At 45.7% G+C, this 19,200-nt stretch carries 15 protein-coding genes and 1 pseudogene; 9 read left to right on the top strand and 7 right to left on the bottom strand.

Translation table 11 applies throughout. The annotated features are described in order from the left end of the window. Window positions 1-326: 326 nt before the first annotated feature. Window positions 327-779, top strand: coding sequence for a MarR family winged helix-turn-helix transcriptional regulator (locus B853_RS09410; RefSeq protein ID WP_038885113.1), 453 nt, complete (start codon window positions 327-329; stop codon window positions 777-779). Window positions 780-807: 28 nt separating this feature from the next. Here B853_RS09410 and B853_RS09405 read toward each other — a convergent pair whose 3' ends face one another. Then, window positions 808-1,554 (bottom strand): FadR/GntR family transcriptional regulator, encoded by a 747-nt coding sequence (locus B853_RS09405; protein ID WP_038885100.1) that lies wholly within the window; start codon window positions 1,552-1,554, stop codon window positions 808-810. A 288-nt stretch (window positions 1,555-1,842) separates the two neighbouring features. Here B853_RS09405 and B853_RS09400 point away from each other — a divergent pair, with 288 nt between their 5' ends. From B853_RS09400 to B853_RS09390, 3 genes are all read left to right on the top strand, one after another. Further along, entirely contained in the window at window positions 1,843-3,090 is a 1,248-nt protein-coding gene (locus B853_RS09400; RefSeq protein ID WP_038885099.1) for a M20 family metallo-hydrolase, read from the top strand. Window positions 3,091-3,223: 133 nt separating this feature from the next. Beyond that, complete coding sequence (locus tag B853_RS09395; protein ID WP_038885098.1) at window positions 3,224-4,615, top strand: YfcC family protein; 1,392 nt, start codon at window positions 3,224-3,226, stop codon at window positions 4,613-4,615. A 23-nt stretch (window positions 4,616-4,638) separates the two neighbouring features. After that, a complete protein-coding gene (locus B853_RS09390; protein WP_038885097.1) occupies window positions 4,639-5,340 on the top strand; it encodes a DUF1028 domain-containing protein in 702 nt (233 codons plus the stop codon). Window positions 5,341-5,497: 157 nt separating this feature from the next. Here the strand turns inward: B853_RS09390 and B853_RS09385 are convergent, their stop codons facing one another. Beyond that, a complete protein-coding gene (locus tag B853_RS09385) occupies window positions 5,498-6,454 on the bottom strand; it encodes an AEC family transporter (protein ID WP_038885095.1) in 957 nt (318 codons plus the stop codon). Window positions 6,455-6,885: 431 nt separating this feature from the next. After that, window positions 6,886-9,066: a catalase/peroxidase HPI gene (katG, locus tag B853_RS09380; RefSeq protein ID WP_038885093.1), complete on the bottom strand. Its 2,181-nt coding sequence runs from the start codon at window positions 9,064-9,066 to the stop codon at window positions 6,886-6,888. A gap of 229 nt (window positions 9,067-9,295) precedes the next feature. Here katG and B853_RS09375 point away from each other — a divergent pair, with 229 nt between their 5' ends. The 3 genes from B853_RS09375 (at window position 9,296) to B853_RS09365 (ending at window position 13,110) form a co-directional block, all read left to right on the top strand. Then, window positions 9,296-9,700, top strand: coding sequence for an MAPEG family protein (locus B853_RS09375; RefSeq protein WP_038885092.1), 405 nt, complete (start codon window positions 9,296-9,298; stop codon window positions 9,698-9,700). Between the two features lie 359 nt (window positions 9,701-10,059). Further along, window positions 10,060-11,082 carry a tryptophan--tRNA ligase gene (trpS, locus tag B853_RS09370; RefSeq protein ID WP_038885089.1) on the top strand — a complete coding sequence of 341 codons (1,023 nt, stop codon included), beginning with the start codon at window positions 10,060-10,062 and terminating at the stop codon, window positions 11,080-11,082. Between the two features lie 387 nt (window positions 11,083-11,469). Next, window positions 11,470-13,110, top strand: a complete 1,641-nt coding sequence (locus B853_RS09365) for a methyl-accepting chemotaxis protein (RefSeq protein WP_038885088.1) — start codon at window positions 11,470-11,472, stop codon at window positions 13,108-13,110. Window positions 13,111-13,158: 48 nt separating this feature from the next. On the opposite strand, the gene B853_RS09360 is transcribed toward B853_RS09365, so the two are convergent. Then, on the bottom strand, window positions 13,159-13,443 hold the full coding sequence (locus B853_RS09360) for a MarR family winged helix-turn-helix transcriptional regulator (RefSeq protein ID WP_193788575.1): 285 nt from the start codon (window positions 13,441-13,443) through the stop codon (window positions 13,159-13,161). On the opposite strand from B853_RS09360, the pseudogene B853_RS09355 reads away from it, so the two are divergent. Both B853_RS09355 and B853_RS09350 read left to right on the top strand, forming a co-directional pair. Further along, window positions 13,395-13,568: pseudogene (locus B853_RS09355) on the top strand (DUF3861 family protein); the annotation flags it as partial. The gene B853_RS09360 and the pseudogene B853_RS09355 overlap by 49 nt on opposite strands. Window positions 13,569-13,903: 335 nt before the next feature. Beyond that, a complete protein-coding gene (locus B853_RS09350; protein WP_038885086.1) occupies window positions 13,904-15,532 on the top strand; it encodes a methyl-accepting chemotaxis protein in 1,629 nt (542 codons plus the stop codon). A 62-nt stretch (window positions 15,533-15,594) separates the two neighbouring features. Here B853_RS09350 and B853_RS09345 read toward each other — a convergent pair whose 3' ends face one another. The 3 genes from B853_RS09345 to B853_RS09335 are packed head-to-tail and all read right to left on the bottom strand — an operon-like array spanning window position 15,595 to window position 19,134. After that, the gene (locus B853_RS09345) at window positions 15,595-16,164 is read right to left on the bottom strand and encodes a PqiC family protein (RefSeq protein WP_038885085.1); all 570 of its coding nucleotides are present in this window, start codon (window positions 16,162-16,164) and stop codon (window positions 15,595-15,597) included. After that, window positions 16,164-17,810 carry an intermembrane transport protein PqiB gene (gene pqiB, locus B853_RS09340; RefSeq protein ID WP_038885084.1) on the bottom strand — a complete coding sequence of 549 codons (1,647 nt, stop codon included), beginning with the start codon at window positions 17,808-17,810 and terminating at the stop codon, window positions 16,164-16,166. The genes B853_RS09345 and pqiB overlap by 1 nt, the downstream gene beginning before the upstream one ends. Continuing rightward, a complete protein-coding gene (locus tag B853_RS09335) occupies window positions 17,803-19,134 on the bottom strand; it encodes a paraquat-inducible protein A (protein ID WP_038885083.1) in 1,332 nt (443 codons plus the stop codon). The genes pqiB and B853_RS09335 overlap by 8 nt, the downstream gene beginning before the upstream one ends. Window positions 19,135-19,200: the final 66 nt, after the last annotated feature.

The following is a 19,200-nucleotide window of genomic DNA, read 5'->3' as shown; positions in this document are numbered from 1 at the left end:
CGGCATTAGATTCCTGATCTCGCTTAGGCTCGTCGGAATGACGGGATGTTGCTCTCTCGGTTATGTTTCTCGTCATTCTGAATAGCGAGGGACGAGTGTGATTCAGAATCTGCTTACCGAGTATTGTGGCTTGATGAGAAATATTGAGCCAAGAGCGTGCGGCAATTAGATTCCTGATCTCGCTTAGGCTCGTCGGAATGACGGGGTGTTGCTCTCTCGGTTATGTTTCTCGTCATTCCCGAAAGCGACGAAGGAGCGCAGTCGGGAATCTCTTGCAAGCACCAGATTATCCAATTGAAAACAAAGCCGAAAGTAGAACAGGCAATATGAAAGATCAGAAGATTTCTCCGATATCCGTGTTGGATCAAAGCCCAATGTTTGTGTGTGGTGTGATGCACCGAACATTCCGTAATCGTGCACAAGCAGAGCTATCGCGTCAGAACTTGATGACGTTGGAAATGGCGAGTGCCTTGGCCGCGTTGGAAGAGTTTCAACCGATGAGTCAGCAAGAATTGGCGGATGCGGTACTAACAGAGCGAAGTGTCGCAAAACGCATGGTGGACAACTTAGAAAAGCGTGGCTTTGTACAAGTCTCTAAGAGCGAAACCAATCAGAGATTAAAGATTCTAACACTCACAAAAGAAGGGGTAGAAGCGGTACGCAAAGTGCACCGCATCATGACTAACCTCAAGCAAGATTTTTTCTCTTGTCTGACGGAAGAGGAATCCAACGAATTCTTCCGTTTGGTGCGTAAAATGACCTTAGCTAACCATCCCTAATTCTTCATTTCAGATGATGGCGAGCCCATTAGCTTTCTGTGAGGAAGCGGTTCGCCACTTCAGCTTCTTGCTTCTTCATTAATTGATGTGCAGTCAGCATGTGCTGTTCCATGATTTGCTTGGCTTTCGATGCGTCACCTTTACGTAATGCTTCCACTAATGAACGTTGGCTTTGCACGCCCGTGTGCCACAGCTTGTGGTTACCCGGTTCATATAGCTTGCGATAAATCGTCAGCTCGGTAAGCATCTGAGCAGTAAAACGAACCACAAACTTCAGTAGCTCGTTGCCAGAATAGCTCGCTAATAGGCTGTGAAACTCAATCGATGCAATGTGGTGTTCGCGTTCTTGATACACGTCTTCTGGTGGCGTTTGGTACTTATCGATTTGTTGATCGAGGCTAGCAAGTTGTTCATCAGTCAATGTGCCCGCCAACGATGCGGCGATCTCTGGCTCTAGCGATAAGCGGATTTGGTATAGGTCAGAAATCGAAACATCTTTAAAGAATAGGTAGTTGCTTAGCAGTGCCTGAGCTTTGTTTTCACTCATTTCGCTCACAAACACACCGCCTTTTGGCCCGGTCTTGGTAGAGAGAATACCTTGTGCCTCTAAGATGCGCATGCTTTCACGCACCGTGCTTTTTGACGCATCAAAAGTTTCCATCACGTCGACTTCGCTTGGGAGACGATCGCCAGGTTGCAAAGCTTGATCGACAATCCACGCTTTGATCGATTCGGCCAGTTGTTGAGTTCTACGTCCTTTTGCGCTGCTTGCCACATTATCCTCGCTGGTTTTTCTCGCGGTATCTAGGGTCTGTTTCTTTAGTGATTAAATCAGCACGAAAGGTTAACAGACCCTATTGAATTCTGAAGGAAATTCAAAGGATGTCACCTGTTTTCTGCGTTTCTTTTTTTGGAAAAAGTGTGCATTGCTGATTATGAAACCATTCGATTATCGATCGAATCGCTCTCACAAAAAAGCCCATTTATCATGATAAATGTCTTTCGTTTGATATTTATCATGATAAATTAAAAATGAACATGGTTAGAAAAAGAGCGATTCAAAATGGAAAAATTTGTAGAAACTGCCAGCCTAGCGTGGGAATGGTTGGAAGACATTGCTCAATGCAGCCAAACTCAAGACCCAGATAGCGAAGGTGTTACTCGCTTGTGTGCCAGTGAAGAGCACGCGAAAGCGAATGAAAAACTGCGCGAGTGGATGCTGCTGTCTGGTATGGAAGTGTGCATGGACAATGCTGCAAACCTTATTGGTCGCTACCACAGCCCAAATCTAAATGCCCAGACGCTGATTTTTGGCTCCCACCAAGACACCGTGCCAAATGGCGGTAAATACGATGGCATCTTGGGTGTGATTCTACCGGTTGCGTTGATTCACTATTTTCATCAGCAGAAACTCGAGTTCCCATTCAATATCGATGTGATTGCCTTCAGTGATGAAGAGGGTACCCGATTCCAATCGACGTTACTCGGTTCAAAAGCGATATCTGGCACATTCGATCCAAGTGTGTTGGACGCACAAGATGCCAATGGCGTGAGCATGCGTGAAGCATTGACGTCTTTTGGTTGCCAACCAGAGCAAATCGAAAAAGACGCTTACGACAAAGATAAAGTGCTTGGTTTTGTAGAACTGCACATTGAGCAAGGCCCGCAGCTTGAACAAGTGAACCTGCCAGTCGGAGTGGTTACTGCCATCACGGGGATTGAGCGTCATACCTTGTCGATTGTTGGTAAAGCCGGACACGCAGGCACAGTGCCAATGGACATGCGTCAAGATGCGTTAGTCGGGGCAGCTCAGGTCATCCACATGTTTGATCAACTGTGCAAACGTGAAGACGACCTAGTGGGGGTTGTGGGCAAAATTGCCAACTTCCCGAACGGTGTGAATGTGATTCCTCAGCAAACGGACATCACCATTGAGCTGCGTTCACCAAACGATGCTTCTCGTATTGCTGCGCGACAAGAAATGCTGGCGAACATCGAAACCTTGATGGCGCAGTACAACCTCGCGTATCGCCACGAGCAAACTTATGAGCAATCGGCCGTAACCTGTTCGGATTCACTTTCTGCGGCGCTGACTCAAGCGATCGAGCTATCCAACATTGACACCAAACACCTATTCAGTGGCGCGGGTCATGATGGTCTGGCTGTGTGTGAGCTGACGGATATTGCGATGCTGTTTATACGTTGTACTGGTGGCGTTAGTCACCATCCTGATGAGGCGATTTTGCAACAAGATCTTGTTGCCGCAGTAGAGGTGCTGAACCACTTCTGCATGCTGATGAAACACCAATAAAAGCGAAATAACACAAAAGAGGGTGGGGATTCATCCTCTTTTTTACTTTCAAAACCAAGACTTGGTTTTAGCTTGTGAACGTGAAGGCTCATACCAATGGGTTTTCATTCCTATACTAAGGAGAGATTTTGTTATGGATATGACAAAGAAGATGGAGACAACACAGAAGAAGGCTTGGTATAAAAGCATGCCGGACCCAATGGTCCTGATCTTTATGATCTTGGTGGCAACGTATCTACTGACCTTTGTTGTTCCTGCCGGGGAATTCTCACGTGTTGTGGTGGACGGTCGTACTACCGTTGTACCTAACTCATTTGCTTATCTAAGTGATGTGCCTGCGGTGCATTTCTTTGATATTTTTGTCGCGATTCCGAAAGGTTTGATCAGCGCGGCGCCTTACCTGTTCATCGTATTTATCGCGGGTGGCTTGTTCCACATCTTGCAACGTACTGGTGCGCTAGAGAACGCAATCGGTGTTGCGGTAAACAAAGCGGGTGTGAAGAACCGTAATCTGATCATCACCATCGGCACCTTTATTTACGGTTTCTTTGGCGTGGCGGTAGGCTTTGAGAACAACATCGCACTTGTTCCGGTTGCAGTTCTTATTTCTGCAGCCGTTGGTTACTCAAGTCTTGTAGGTACGGTAATGGCAGTGGGCGGTATCGGTGTGGGCTTTGCACTGTCACCAATCAACCCTTACACAGTGGGTGTGGCTCAAGGTATTGCTGAACTGCCTACTTTCTCAGGCGCTTGGTTGCGTGCAGCGATGGTAATTGCTTCTCTTGCATTGCTGTCTTACTACATCTGTACTCGTGTGGCGAAGATGGAGTTTAAAGAGCCAGATTCAGCTGAAGGCTTAAGCAAAGATCTATCGGAATACCACCTAGAGAAGAAAGACAAACTGACGCTAGGCGTATTCCTAGTAGGCCTGGGTGTGATGCTTTACGGTGTATTTGCCAACGGTTGGTACATCAACGAGATAGCAGGTCTGTTCTTATTGATGGCGATTGTGATCGGCGCGGTCAACGGCTTAAGTGCAAATGGCATCGTGAAACAAATGATGGAAGGTGCATCGGGCGTAACCGCAGGCGCATTGGTGATTGGTGTTGCTGCATCGATTCAAATCATCCTCGACCAAGCACAAATCATCGATACCATCGTTAACGCGTTAAGCTCACTTATCCAAGATATGCCAATTGCTATCTCTGCGATTGTCGCGAGTGTGGTGCAAGGTGTGATCAACCTATTCGTGCCATCGGGTTCTGGTCAGGCAATGGTGACCATGCCAATCCTAATTCCTGTAGCAGACCTTACTGGTATGAGCCGTCAGCTAATGATCACGGCATTCCAAGTGGGTGATGGTCTTACCAACCTTATTGTACCGACTTCTGGTGGTACGCTAGCGATGTTGGCGCTAGGTCGCGTGTCTTACGAGCAGTGGCTAAAAGCAATTATGCCATTCATGGTGTTTGTTTACGCACTGTGTTGGTTGGCGCTATTTATCGGACAAATGGTTGGCTACTAAGATCTTTTTTATATCGAGAATCTATGACGATTTCACTTATTCACGTTAATCCTGAAACGGGGTTATCGGCTTCCATTACAGCCACTGGCGGCGTTGCCGTTGGTGGTTACGTAAACCACAGCTGGCGCGGGATTGGCGCCTGTGCAACCCAAGGTTTGTTTACTAACCCTTGGTATGCAGACAATGCCAATCGATGGTTATCTCAAGAGCTTTCTTGCCACGACGTTGTTGAACGTCTGAAAGAGAGTGATGCCGAGTTTGCTAAGCGCCAATGCATGGTGATGGATAAGCACGGCCATGCGGCGTTTATCAATGGCGAAGAGAACATCGCGTATGTGGGTTCTCTTGCGTATCAAGACGTAGCGGTTGCGGGCAACATGCTAGAAAATAACGCAGTTATTGAGGCGTTTGCTGATTCGTTCATGGCTCAGACGATGCTGAATGCAGAGCAAGTGAAACTGGGGGGCAAACCTCAATATCGTGACGATTACGAGGCAACGCTGGCGGAAGTGTTGGTTAACGCGTTAGAAGCGGCATTAGCAGCGGGCGGCGATAAGCGCGGTACGTATTCTGCCTCCCTTCGTATTGAGAGCTACACGCAAGCGCCGATTGATATTCGTGTTGATTGGTCTGACGACAGCTTGATAGAAGACATGAGAAAAGTATTGAGCCGTGTGCGAGCACCTAGCTTTCAAGAGTTTCTTAGCGGATTGCCGAATCAGTAAGTGACCAAAAGTACAAACATAAAGCCTCAGTTCGCTGAGGCTTTATTGTCTCTATTGATATCTTTCTAGTTATTCGTGGTTTTCTAGCTGTTCATGCTTCTCTAGCCACTCACACCGCTTCTTCCATTCAACCTTTTAAAGCAATCCATTTGAGCGTTTAGATTAAGCCATACGCTTTCAGAATCACAATCCCCATGGTACAAGTCACCGTCGAAAGCACGGTTGTTAGAGCGATGATGTTCGCCGCCAAAACAGAATTACCTCCCATTGAGCGCGCCATAACGTAGCTTGCTGCCGCAACGGGAGAGGCGTTCATAAAGAAAAGAATGCCAAGCTCAATCCCTCTAAAGCCGACTAAATAGGCCCCAGTGGTAATCAAAATAGGAGCAACAAGTAATTTGTAGCTACTGGCAAACCAAGACGGCCCTTTCTCTTTCTTCATCAAACTTAAATCGAGTGAACCGCCAGTACATAACAGGGCGAGGGGAAGCGTCATCTTCGACAGATAATTGCCCGCATCAATCGCGACATCAGGGACTGGGATAGACAGCAGGTAGAACACCATGCCAGAAACAATCGAGATGATCAGCGGATTGCGGGTTAAGGTTCTCATCATCAGTTTGGCGGCTTGAGAGCCTGACGTAGACCCTTTGGGAGACAAACAAACCACCGCTTGCACGTTATAGATAAAGGTCGTTACCGCGACATAAAGCGCAGCCAGAGCCACACCTTGAGAACCGTAAGCATTCGCCACATACGCAATACCAATGATGCCCGTATTGGCGCGAAAGCCACCTTGAATCAAAACACCTTGATCTGGCGAAGATTTGAAGAACAGTTTGACGGAAATATAGGTGAAGATGAAAAACGAAATGCTGGCAACAATGCCGTAATTGACAAAGCCACTGGCTGCGGAGAAATCGTGTTCGGAGACAACGATACTCAAAAACAGCATCGCAGGTAGCGTGACCTGAAACACCAGTTTAGAACCGACTTCGATAAAGTTGTCGTTGATAAGCCCAATGCGTTTGAAGATAACGCCCAATACCAGCATTAAGCAGATGGGGCCAGTGATCGACAACGAGAATTGCAACTGATGTAAAACAGCATCCATGAGTGTATCCGCAGCAATGAAAAGAGTTTTGTTTTATATCCTCAAGTAACCTCATCCTTTGGGCGCGCGTCATTTACCCTTTGTTGCTCCCAACAATTTGGAGCTCGCTGGATATTACACTGCATTGCTTTTTTTGAGTGCTAGTTTATGGCAACGCTCTGAATCCGGCACCTTGAAGTCTTTCGATATAAGTACATTAAGCCATAACTGGGAATAGGTAGATAGCAGGCAAGTCTGATTTGTTTTGGGCATTGTCACATCGTCGCCTTTTGAGCATCGAGAGCGACGAAAGAAATAGAGCTTTGTTTTTGTTAAATGTACTTTTGCACTATTGATGAAAGTGCGCTGATTGGCTCTCATAAAGAGTGAGGAAGAATAGTGTGGAGAATGTTAAAGCCCTCAAAAAGAGGGCTCTGGACTAGACTTTACGATTACAGATCAAAACGGTCGTTGTTCATCACTTTCACCCACGCGGCAACAAAATCTTGTACGAACTTCTCTTTGTTGTCGTCTTGAGCGTAAACCTCAGCATAAGAGCGGAGCACCGAGTTGGAACCAAACACCAAATCCACACGTGACGCTGTCCATCTTGTTTGGCCAGAAGCGCGCTCGCGGATTTCGTATTCGTTATCACCGACTGGGTGCCAGGTGTAACTCATATCAGTGAGGTTGACGAAGAAGTCGTTAGTTAGCGCGCCGACGTTATCGGTGAGTACGCCTTGGCTCGTGCCGCCATAGTTGGTGCCCAGTACGCGCATACCGCCGATAAGCACTGTCATCTCAACCGCAGTTAGTTGCATCAATTGACTTCTTTCAAGCAAAAGCTCCTCCGCGGTGACCACGTAATCGGATTTTAGCCAGTTACGGAATCCATCATGGATTGGCTCGAGTACATCGAACGAATCGGCGTCGGTTATTGCATCGGTAGCATCTCCACGGCCTTGGCTAAATGGTACTGAGATATCCATTCCAGCATTGGAGGCGGCCTTCTCAATACCTACGCTACTACCGAGTACAATCATATCGGCCATGCTGATAGGTGAGTGGTGCGTAGTGCGAATCGAATCCAGCACATTGAGTACTTTCTGCAATCTTTCAGGTTCGTTACCTACCCAGTCTTTTTGTGGAGCAAGGCGAATACGAGCGCCATTTGCCCCGCCGCGACGGTCAGAACCACGGTAAGTACGTGCGCTGTCCCATGCTGTGGAAACCAACTCGGCAATGCTCAATTCGCTATTGAGAATCGCCATTTTGAGCGCATCGATATTGTCTTCAGAGAGATAGTAAGAGACAGGTGGAACCGGGTCTTGCCAAATCAAATCCTCCGCTGGCACATCGGGGCCAAGGTAACGAGACTTAGGGCCTAAATCGCGGTGCGTTAGCTTGAACCAAGCGCGAGCAAAGCAGTCTTCGAACTCTTTTGGGTTGTCACGAAAGCGCTCCGCAATCTTGCGATATTCTGGGTCATATTTAAGCGCCATATCCGCATCGGTCATCATCGGATTGTGACGGATGCTAGCGTCTTCTACATCCACTGGCATGTCTTCTTCTTTGATGTCTAATGGTTCCCACTGGGCGGCACCTGCAGGGCTCTTGGTGATTTCCCAATCGTAGGTGAATAGCAAGTGGAAGTATCCGTTATCCCACTTCGTTGGGTTAGTAGTCCATGCACCTTCGACGCCACTGGTGACAGTATCACGCCCTATGCCACGAGAGGTCTTATTGAGCCAACCAAAACCTTGGTCTTCAATCTCAGCGCCTTCAGGCTCTGGTCCTAGTACCGAAGCATCGCCGTTACCATGAGCTTTACCCACAGTATGGCCGCCAGCTGTTAGCGCAACAGTTTCTTCATCGTTCATTGCCATTCGCGCAAAGGTGACTCGCATGTCGTGTGCGGTTTTGAGTGGGTCTGGTTTGCCATCGACGCCTTCTGGGTTCACGTAAATCAAGCCCATCATCACCGCGGCGAGTGGGTTCTCAAGATCGCGTTCGCCAGAGTAACGGTTATTTTCGCCGCCGCTTGGCTGCAGCCACTCTTTCTCTGCGCCCCAGTAGATGTCTTTTTCTGGGTGCCAAATGTCTTCACGACCGCCAGCAAAACCGAACGTTTTAAAGCCCATCGATTCATAAGCCATGTTGCCAGCAAGAATCATTAAATCGGCCCAAGAGAGCTTGTTGCCGTATTTTCTTTTGATTGGCCACAGTAGACGTCGTGCTTTGTCGAGGTTGCCGTTATCAGGCCAACTGTTGAGTGGCGCAAAACGCTGGTTCCCTCGGCTTGCGCCACCACGACCATCTGCAATTCGATACGTACCTGCAGAGTGCCACGCCATACGTATCATTAAGCCACCGTAATGCCCCCAGTCTGCTGGCCACCAATCTTGGCTGTCGGTCATCAGATCTTTCAGGTCTTTTTTCACTTCCTCGAAATCGAGTGAGTTAAATGCGTCGGCATAGTTAAAGTCCGCACCCATTGGATCGGTCTTATGATCGTGTTGATGAAGAATGTCGAGGTTGAGGATTTTCGGCCACCAGTTAAACTCGTTGGCTTGTTGGTTGGTATTCGCTCCATGCATAACAGGGCATTTGGAGTGATGTTTTTTGTCGCTCATCTCTTGCTCCCTAACAAGGGTTAGTGTCCCAAAAGTTTAGTTATAGGTTAGGCATTTTGCTTTGATGTTTTACTACTGTGACCAAAAGCGAAAAATCTCGAGATGGAGGGAGCCATAAGCGTCAGTTTTTCTGAAATGGCTCGCAGATATAGCGATTCAGCATTTAACTTCGGTCCGCTTGCCTTGAGCCTACAGAGCAAAACTTAGTGTAGATTTATGGAGAATGTAGATGGAGCTTGATACTGCTTACTCACCGACGATAGTTGCAATCGGATTAACTGGTTTCGTTTTTCTGGTTCAGCTTCTTGTTCTGGACGTATTGGGTTTAGCCCAAAGGCATACCCCGGGACATCCCATAGAAGCAGATCATGAAAGCTTTCTATTTAGGGCGTCACGGTCACTACATAACAGTAATGAGAGTGTTGGCATCTACATCTTGTTTGTGATGTTCGCACTACTATCTAGTGCATCTGCTGATATGCTCAATATCGCAGTTTGGGTATACTTGACTGGTCGTGTGTTGCATATGCTGTTTTACTACATCAACTTAAAAATACTAAGAAGTATTGCGTTTGTAATTAGCCTAATTGGATTAGGCGCGATTTTTATTTTAGGAGCCATTAATTGGTTCTAACTAAGGTATTCACGGATGAAAAGTAAACAGAACCGAGCGGTATTGTTTGCGTTTGTATCAGGTAGCGTGTTTGGCGCTGCACTGGTCATCGCAATGTATATCCAAATTTGATTCAGTGTTGGTTGAACCTATCAAAGCTGGAAAATCAAGTTATGCAAGGTGTAGGGTTGTTTTTAGCTCTGCTCCTTGTTAGTTTAAAAAGTATGAAAACGACATTTACCCCTTCATCAAACTTCTTCTGGTGGCGCTCTAATTAGAGCGGCGCGGAATCCTTACATTCTTACGCTGCTGGACGGTAGCTAAGAGTGTCTTGTCTTTTTTATCTCCAGTAGCGATCTATTTTTAGTCGGAGATAAGTCATGAACACCACACTAAATACTCAACAACGTGAGATCATTCTTACTGGCGATCGAGCTACAGGCCCTTTGCATTTAGGCCATTACGTTGGTTCATTACAGCAACGTGTTGCGCTACAAAGTCAGCACGATCAAACCATTTTAGTTGCCGACATGCAGGGGTTAACCGATAACGCGCACAACCCTTCTAAGGTCTCTTCTAATATTCTGAACGTGGTGGCGGATTATCTTGCGGTAGGCATCGACCCGACTCAAACGACCATCTGTCTGCAATCTCAGGTACCAGCGCTTGCTGAACTCACTATGTACTACAGCAATCTGGTTTCAATTGCGCGGTTAGAGCGTAACCCGACGGTAAAAAACGAAATCCAAAATAAAGGCTTTGAACGTTCGATTCCGACAGGGTTTCTGACTTACCCAATCTCTCAAGCGGCAGATATAACGGGCTTTCACGCTACCTTAGTTCCTGTCGGCGATGATCAATTGCCAATGCTTGAGCAAACTAACGAAATCGTAAGAAAAATAAACCATCTCGGTGGAAAAGAGATTCTGAAGGAGTGCCGTCCGCTGCTCAGCGACGCGCCGCGTTTGCCTAGTACCGATGGTAAAAACAAGATGTCGAAAAGCATGGGTAACGCGATTAATCTAGGGGCTACAGAGAAAGAGATTTCAGCGGCTGTGAAGTCTATGTACACAGACCCAAACCACTTGCGCATCGAAGACCCAGGCCAAGTGGAAGGCAACATCGTGTTCACTTACCTAGATGCTTTTCATACCGATAAAGATTATGTTGAAGAGCTAAAAGCACATTATCGTCGTGGCGGGCTAGGTGACGGCACTACCAAGAAAGTATTGGAAGAATGCTTACAAGAAATGCTACGACCAATCCGAGAAAAACGCGCCATGTTCCTAGATGATAAAGCGCAGCTTGTCGATATCCTCAAACAAGGCAGCCAACGTTCACGTGAGAAAGCCGAACAAGTACTGTTTGATGTAAAAGGTGTGTTTGGTTTGAACCTGTTCTGAGATTCGCGGATACAGCTACATCGCGTGCGTATTCAACGTACAGCAGTGCGGACACTCAATAGGGGCTCTTTATCTAATGGGCCCTATTATATTCGGCAAAACCTATTGATTTAATTGATGTAAGCGATTGGACGAGTTTATTTACCCTCTGCAACAATCCTGCCATTGAAACCTTTCGCAACCCTGAAATCTCGCCCCAACTATCTTCATCCATCGTTAAATCGAGTTTCTAATGTGATTTGGTTACCGAATTGGAACTGACTTAGCCAAAATCATATTTTATTTGTAATTTTTGCAAGGCTTGGAAGGTCTGGTTTCTTTCGTGGAAAAATAGAGGTTACTGATCAAGTAGCCCTCAACTTTCTCGTTTGCTATCAGGAGTATGAAATGCAATACCTTGCTCAGTTGAAAGTGAGAACTCGTTTGGCGCTAGGTTTTGGTACGTTAGTAGCGCTAATGGCAGTGCTTACAATAGTTGGAATTCAAAAGGTTAACTTTATCGATATGACCTTGTCTGAGGTGACAGACATTAACTCAGTAAAACAACGATATGCGATTAACTATCGCGGCAGTGTTCATGATCGCGCGATTGCCATTCGCGATGTGGTTATGGCCCGTGATACACAAGAAATGCGTGTTTTTGAAAATGAGATCAAAAGGCTTGAAGAATTCTACCGTCAGTCGGAGCTGCTTATGCAGAAGATGAAGGCTGATGGTGTTCCTTTTACGGAAAAGGAGCTAAAAATCTTGCGCAGTATTGATGATATTCAGGCGCAGACATTGCCTTTGGTGCAAGAGGTCATTAGCAAGAAAGAAAACGGCGAACCAGTCACCACAATACTGTTAGACCAAGTTCGCCCTAGCTTTGCAATGTGGTTGAAGGCGATCAATGAGTTCATCGATTACCAAGAGGCATTGAATCAACAACTCACACCTATTGCTCGCGAACAAGCAAGTGGCTTTCAAAGCTTGATGCTTGCTTTGAGTGGAATTGCTTTACTGATTTCAGTTTTAGTTGGCTTTGTTATCGAACGCAGTTTCCGACGTTCACTGGGTGGTGAGCCGTTTGTCGCTCAAAGTGCGATTCAGACGATGGCAGAAGGTGAGTTAACACAAGATCATAGCGATAGTGCACCGGGCAGTATTTTGCATTCGTTGTCTTTGATGTCAGAAAAACTAAGCTCGATCGTCAGCAATATTCGCGGAGCATCAGAGCAATTGGCAGAACAAGTCGAAGAGGTGTCTCACGGTTCTCGCTCAGTATTTGATACGGCTCAACAGCAAGCCTCACTGACGGACCAAATGGCGATTAGATTGGAAACGATGCATGCTCGCATTGATGAGATTGCCAAGATCGTTCATTTATCAGAGCAAAACTCTGCTAACACATCAGAGAATGCTCGTGATGGCCGTGAGCGTATTGCTGCTGTTGCAGAGCAAATGTTGTCAGTTACCGCTGCGGTGAATGGTACTGTAGGGCAAGTGAAAGCGCTGGAAGCGAAAACGCGCGATATTGGTGGCATTGTGAATATGATCAGTGACATCTCTGAGCAGACCAACTTATTGGCGCTCAATGCTGCAATTGAAGCGGCACGAGCAGGTGAGTCTGGGCGTGGCTTTGCAGTTGTTGCAGATGAGGTGAGAAATCTAGCTAAACGTACTGGTGAAGCAACGACTCAAATTGAAAGCATGTTGAAAGAGGTTCAAGCCCAAACGGTTGCCAGCGTAAATGCGATGGAAAGCACTCAGCCACAAGTGGAAAGTTGTCAAAGGAACACCGAAGAAGCGACGCATTTATTGGTGAGTATTGAGAAACAAGCGCAGGATTCATTGGAACGAGTTCGTGACATTGTGAGCGCGACAGAGGAACAAGTCCAAGTAGTGAGCGAGCTTGTAGTGGCGATGGACCAAATTTCCAGTATGTCTAAAGACTCGATTGATTCGATGAAAAATAACGACGTTGCAAGCCAAAATCTGAATGCGCTTTCGAACAGACTAAAAGAAGAAGTGGCGTTTTTTAAAGTCTAGGCGCATTGACCTAGTGCTCTATTTATCATCAAAAATCGCACGCTAAATTTAATAGCATGCGATTTTCATCGATTCACTCAAGTTTCTAACTATTTTGCTCGTTGTTTTTTGAAAAGCTTCGAGCTCTTCCGAAGACATATCTTGTGTCATTTTTTTGAGTATCAACTCATCAACGTGTGCGATCTTTTCCATGACTACATTGCCTTCATCTGTGACTCGGAGGCATTGGCTACGTTTGTCTTCTGGATTCGCTTCTTTAACGATTAGACGTTGATAGCCTGAGAAAGGGAAGTGGACTTGATGAAGCTGAGGCGACAAAAGTTGGTGTAGCAATACGTTTGCTAGGCCCTGTGATGATGAAAGACAGAAAGCATCCACTGTTCATTGACTTCATGCCTGCGTTCAAAGTGTTTATGCAGAATTTAAAGAGTACAGTTAAATCAGCTATTGCTGACTAGTTATTACCACCGCTTTATATCGAAAAACCGAACTGTAATGGTTCGGTTTTTTTGTGTCACCATAAAAGCGCAATTGATTGATGAGATTTTGGAAATTCGTCGTGAAGTATTACTGAAAAAAATAGCTGATTATTGAAGCGGTATATATAAGTCGAGCTACGTATCAAAATCAGAAAATAGTGATAACAACTTTATCAATGGGTGGTTAAAGTGAGTGTGTAACGCCCCGGTTATAAAGAGGCGTGAAGTAGTCACATTGTTAGTAAGTATTGTTTTTTGCGTTTGATGTTGTTTCATTTTTGAGACGCCTCATTAACGCTGTCGCGAGGAAGTTTATGAGTATTAAAGACTTAAGTGTCGTAAAGAAAATATGGTTGAGTTATTTGACTGTGTTTGTCGTATTTGCAGTGGTATCTATAATGTTGGTACTGAGCCTATCGACTCTGAATAAGAATATTGCAGTACTTACCGAGAAGAGCCTACCGTCGGTTGCTATTCTGAAGGGGATTCAAGTCGACATCACTAAAGTTCGAAAAGATGAGTTTTCGTTACTCCCAAATGGAGATCATCCCAAGATTGGTGAATGGCTGAAAGATCTCGATCAATGGCGTGCAGATGTACAGTCAGGGATTGCCGCTTTTGAAGCCTTGGATCTAAATGCTGAAGAAAAGCAATCGTTTAACGTCTTCAAGGAAACTTGGAATCAATACATAAAAGAGACCAAGCCTTACAATGATTTGCTGAGCCAAGGGAAGTCTGATGAAGCGAACAAAGTTGTTTTATTTAGTTTCTCTACTTACTCAAAAGCACTAAGTAGTTTAGATGATACGCTTGCCCTAAATGATGAGCTGGTCAACCATATAGGTGAAGAAGTGCATGCAGAAGCACTTTCCACTCAATATAGTGCAGGTATTGGTGCGCTCGTTATTATCGTGGTCATCGGGTTGTCTTCAGTTTTGCTTTCTCGAGCGATTTGTCGACCGGTAGATCGTGCATTGGCGTTTGCTTCTAAGATTGCGCAAGGTCAGTTGAACAACACGATTGACGAAGAAGAACTCACCAAAGATGAATTGGGTACTTTGCTGAAAGAGCTTGTGACGATGCAAGGCAATTTGCATTCATTAGTGTCCGAAATTAGTGACTCAACCATTCAACTAACTGCAGCGGTAGAGGAGGTGAGTGCAATTTCTTCTCAAACTGCTTCCGGTATGCAAAATCAACAACTGGAATTGAGTTCTGTTGCTTCTGCAATGACAGAGATGCAAGCCGCAGTAGGGGAAGTGGCACAAAATACCGAAGTAGGTGCGACTTCTGCTTACTCAGCTACCGAGGTAGCAAAACAGGGCACGGAAACGCTTCAACAAACTATTGCTGTTATCGAGCGTGTATCGCAGACAATTCAAGAGTCAGATGATTTAGCACAGGAGCTTGAATCTAGTTCGAACAACATCAACCTGGTCGTAGATGTGATTCGCGGTATCGCGGAGCAGACAAACTTGCTAGCGCTCAACGCAGCAATTGAAGCGGCGCGCGCGGGTGAACAAGGGCGAGGATTTGCGGTGGTTGCAGATGAGGTTCGTTCCTTAGCTCAACGTACTCAGGATTCAACTTCACAAATCATCGAAATCGTGAATCAACTGCAAGAAAACACCAGCAAGATGGGGCACTCAAGTCGAGATTGCCAAGCAGGCATTGCTCAGTGTGTCGATCAGGTAAATGAGGCGGGTAATCAGATCAATGAAATTGAGCACTCGGTGGATAACATTGCTCAAATGAGTACTCAAATTGCGACGGCGTGTAGCGAGCAGAACTCAGTCTCTGAGGAACTGAATCGTAGTGTCGAGCACATCAATAGTGCATCAACAGAAATGGCTGAGGGGGCATCGCAAACGGCGGTGGCTTGTCAGCAGATTAGTAGTCTTGCCCATAATCTAAAAGCAAGAATGGAAACCTTTAAGCTCTAAGAGAAGGCAGAATAAAAAGCCCTAACATTTATTGCTAGGGCTTTGTTTTTTGGCATGGCCGATTACAGCTTAGTGGCTATTTGGTCTGTTAGATTACTTAAGCCTTCAGAAAGTGCACCAACAAGTGCATCGTAGCCGTCGTTTTGTAAGGGAACATTGATGTTTACTGGCGCGCTGTTTGTCACTTTGCCATTCGCATCAATAATTAGCCATTCGCCTTCGAGCTCCGCATTGCCTTCAAAGTTACCGTTGAACTTGCTTAGAGAAAGCTGAAGTTTGCTTTCGTGACTCTGATCGAGCAAGTTGTTGACTTCAACAGGCCAGTATTGCGTTTGTTTGGTTCGTAGTTCGTTAATCACGCGAGAAGTGATCTGCTCAGAAATGCTGTGTGCCCATTGATTGTGCTTTGCTTGAACAATCTGAGTTTCTGATGTGCGATATACAATTCCGCTATCAGCGAGATAACTGGCTAACTCGACAGGACGAACAATGAGCGGAGTGCGTTGGACTACCAGGGTGCTATTAATGTTTGCCGCGCTGAACTCTGGCAACACATAAAAGGCATCGGTATTTTGCGGAGCGCTACTACAGCCAGCGAGTAGGGCAGAGATCAATAAAATTCTACGTTTCATTATTTTTGTCCTCTAACTGGCATTGGGTCGTTCATCTCATCTTTACCAAATACAAGTGAGTTTGGCTTATCGTTCAATTGCTGCAGGACGGGCCTGAACTCGGTCATCACTTTCTCTAGTTCTTTCAACGTTGATTCCATTTCGCTGTACATCGTTGAGTTGGGGCCATAGCCATCAAGTGTCTTTTGCAACTGCTGCAGGCTTTGACGAATGTCCGCTGGTATTGCTTTAGTGTCTTGTTGATTTAGCAACTTATCGATACTGCTCGCAACACGCTCTGCAGATGCTAATGTCTTCTCGGAGGTCTTTAGCGTCTTGTTTAGGGAAAGCAATGTATCTTCCATTGGTAAGTTGTTGATCTTATTTAGGAAGTCATTGACCTGTCGCTGTACTTGAGCAAAGCCCCCTTGTTTTGTAGGGAACACATCTAAGCCCTCGAAAGTACTTGCTACGTATGGGGCTTCCTCTGGGTAGAAGTCTGTATCAATATACAATGCACCAGTCAGCAAGTTACCAGTTTTTAGCGTGCCGCGAAGGCCTTTCTTAAACTCTTCTTTTAACTTGCCTTTAAACAGCGGAAGTTTATCTACTGGAAGGTTGTCATAAACTCGACCCAATTCGATACGTACTAATACTGGAATTTTCTTTGCGGAAAAATCTTCCTCAGGGGTTGGCATGCGCATAGGCACTTTCATCACAGTACCAATTCTTAGGCCTCTGTACTCAACAGGTGCTTTGCGTTTCAACCCTCGAACTGATTCTTCAAACATCATAACGAATTGAATGTACTCGTCATACATGCCTTCACGAACCTGTTTCACGTCATCGAATAAACGGAATTTTGTCATGTCTTCAGTGATTTCTGCCCCATCTCCAATTCCTGGAATCGTATCAAATGTCACACCACCGGTGATCAAAGTTTCTAAGGATCCGAATTTGACTTCGAAGCCTTCAGCGTTTAACTGAAGATCGACGCCAGAGCTCAACCAAAAGTGTGTTTTAGTGCGAATGAGACTGTCGTATGGCTTGAAGATAAACAGTTGGTACAGTGCACGGCGAGTATCAACATCAAAACTTGTAGTTTCAACACGACCGACAGTAAAGCCTTTGTAGATAACCGGATCGCCAACGCCCAGTTTACCTGCCTCTCGGTTGGTCAGTACTACTCGTAAGCCTTCCGCATCAGGAGCGGCGACAGGTGGAACATCTAACACATCAAAGTGCTCTTGTTCTATGTTTGATTTACCAGGTTGAAGCTGAATATAAGCACCGGAAAGCAGTGTTTCTAAGCCCGATACGCCTTCACGACCAATACGAGGTTTTACCACCCAAAACATCGAGTCTTCGCGAAGCATGCGCTTAGCATCTTTATTCATCTGTGCGGTGGCAATGATGTGGTCATAGTCCTTGCTCAGTTTTACATCGGTAATCACCCCAACTTTAACGTTTAGAGCTTTGATCTCGGTTTTTCCGACTTCAATACCCTCTGCGGTTGGAAGTTTTAGGGTGATTTCTGGCCCGGTACTGTTGACGTACTGAAACAGCATCCATGCGCCCATTGCCAATGCAAGAATTGGGATAATCCAAATCGCAGATATCTGCTTTTGTGGGGTTATTTGAGCGGTTATTTTGTTCTCATCACTCATATTTAGCTTTCTCAGTTAAGTTATCTGTTATTGGCTCCTGCGCTTGTTTTTGTGGAAGTTGCCACAATAAACGCGAGTCAAAAATCATTGCAGAGAGCATAGTAAAAATGACCACTGCAGCGAAAGAGAGTGCTGCAGGGCCAGGGTATATTGCCATTAAGTTCTGTAGTTGCACTAAAGCCACTAAGATGGCGACGACAAATATATCGATCATTGACCAACGGCCAATGAACTCGGTCATACGGTATACTTTTAGACGCGAGATACTCTCTTCCGGAGGCAAGTACTGCGCTTTTTGGGCGTTGAAGTACAACCAGGCCAGCGCGAGCATTTTGGCCATTGGGATAAATACACTAGCGAAGAAGATAACTGCAGCAATCGGGTAAGAGCCCAGTTGCCACAGCAGCACGACACCTTCCATGATTGTTGAACCTTCGGAATGACCAAGGCTGACGGTATACATCATTGGGTATAAGTTGGCTGGGATATAGAAAATGATCGACGCAAACAATAGTGCCCAGGCTTTTTGCAGGTTGTTTATGGGATCGTACTTATGCACTGGGCTTTGGCAGCGAATACACTTCTGGTGTTTTTTATCTTCAATAGGGTTCAGCTGATGACAAGTGTGGCAGCCGATGTGATTCTCGCTGTGGTGAGTGTCGCCTTCTTTTACACTTGGTAGCTCTACCGCTGCAATGAAGTGCCCCCAGAGCCAGCTTCTATCGACCATAGAAATACATTTAACAACTAACACCGTATACACGCAGAATGCCCAGAATGAGCTGCCCATACCGACATCTGCGAGAGAGGCGATTTTAATCAGGCTAACCAATACACCAATGAGAAATACATCGACCATTAGCCAAGGTTCCACCCGGAATAAAATCCGGCACAGCACTTTTGCCATGCGCGTTTTCTTTTTGCTTAATGGGTGCTTCGTTGATTTCAATGCTTCCAAGTGAAGGAACAATATCAGACCGACATAAATGGCAGGTAACACGACTACGGTAGCCAGTAAAAGGACACCAAGTAAAACGTTGTGAAACTCAGCCAGCATTTTGGCTGCATGCATTAACGTTATTTCTTGTGTGAGCCCTTGAACGCTAAATGACATGAATGGAAATGAAATGCTCAAAACCAACATGATCAAACTAGCGATCGATACCGCCACTACACTTTGATAGGGTTTAGCGTTAACTTTTGTTAGTGAGTGCTCGCAGCGTGGACACTGTGCTTTTTGACCTTGCTGTATATCTGGAATACGGACAACTAGGCCGCATTCTTCACAGGCAATCAATTGGCGAGAATTAGGTTGAATGCTCATTCAATTATTATTTCGTACTTTTAATAACTAAGAATAACCCTTTTTATCGATATGCGCTTGTTTTAG

It is taken from the genome of Vibrio rotiferianus CAIM 577 = LMG 21460 (assembly GCF_002741985.1).
Taxonomy (GTDB): Bacteria; Pseudomonadota; Gammaproteobacteria; order Enterobacterales; family Vibrionaceae; genus Vibrio; species Vibrio rotiferianus.
This window is presented reverse-complemented; position numbering and strand designations above follow the sequence as displayed.

What these genes read in the sequence shown, in the direction of transcription:
- B853_RS09410 (WP_038885113.1), top strand. Translation starts at nt 327, where the DNA reads ATGAAAGATCAGAAGATTTCTCCGATATCCGTGTTGGATCAAAGCCCA.
- B853_RS09400 (WP_038885099.1), top strand. Translation starts at nt 1,843, where the DNA reads ATGGAAAAATTTGTAGAAACTGCCAGCCTAGCGTGGGAATGGTTGGAA.
- B853_RS09395 (WP_038885098.1), top strand. Translation starts at nt 3,224, where the DNA reads ATGGATATGACAAAGAAGATGGAGACAACACAGAAGAAGGCTTGGTAT.
- B853_RS09390 (WP_038885097.1), top strand. Translation starts at nt 4,639, where the DNA reads ATGACGATTTCACTTATTCACGTTAATCCTGAAACGGGGTTATCGGCT.
- B853_RS09385 (WP_038885095.1), bottom strand. Translation starts at nt 6,454, where the DNA reads ATGGATGCTGTTTTACATCAGTTGCAATTCTCGTTGTCGATCACTGGC.
- katG (WP_038885093.1), bottom strand. Translation starts at nt 9,066, where the DNA reads ATGAGCGACAAAAAACATCACTCCAAATGCCCTGTTATGCATGGAGCG.
- B853_RS09375 (WP_038885092.1), top strand. Translation starts at nt 9,296, where the DNA reads ATGGAGCTTGATACTGCTTACTCACCGACGATAGTTGCAATCGGATTA.
- trpS (WP_038885089.1), top strand. Translation starts at nt 10,060, where the DNA reads ATGAACACCACACTAAATACTCAACAACGTGAGATCATTCTTACTGGC.
- B853_RS09365 (WP_038885088.1), top strand. Translation starts at nt 11,470, where the DNA reads ATGCAATACCTTGCTCAGTTGAAAGTGAGAACTCGTTTGGCGCTAGGT.
- B853_RS09350 (WP_038885086.1), top strand. Translation starts at nt 13,904, where the DNA reads ATGAGTATTAAAGACTTAAGTGTCGTAAAGAAAATATGGTTGAGTTAT.
- B853_RS09345 (WP_038885085.1), bottom strand. Translation starts at nt 16,164, where the DNA reads ATGAAACGTAGAATTTTATTGATCTCTGCCCTACTCGCTGGCTGTAGT.
- pqiB (WP_038885084.1), bottom strand. Translation starts at nt 17,810, where the DNA reads ATGAGTGATGAGAACAAAATAACCGCTCAAATAACCCCACAAAAGCAG.
- B853_RS09335 (WP_038885083.1), bottom strand. Translation starts at nt 19,134, where the DNA reads ATGAGCATTCAACCTAATTCTCGCCAATTGATTGCCTGTGAAGAATGC.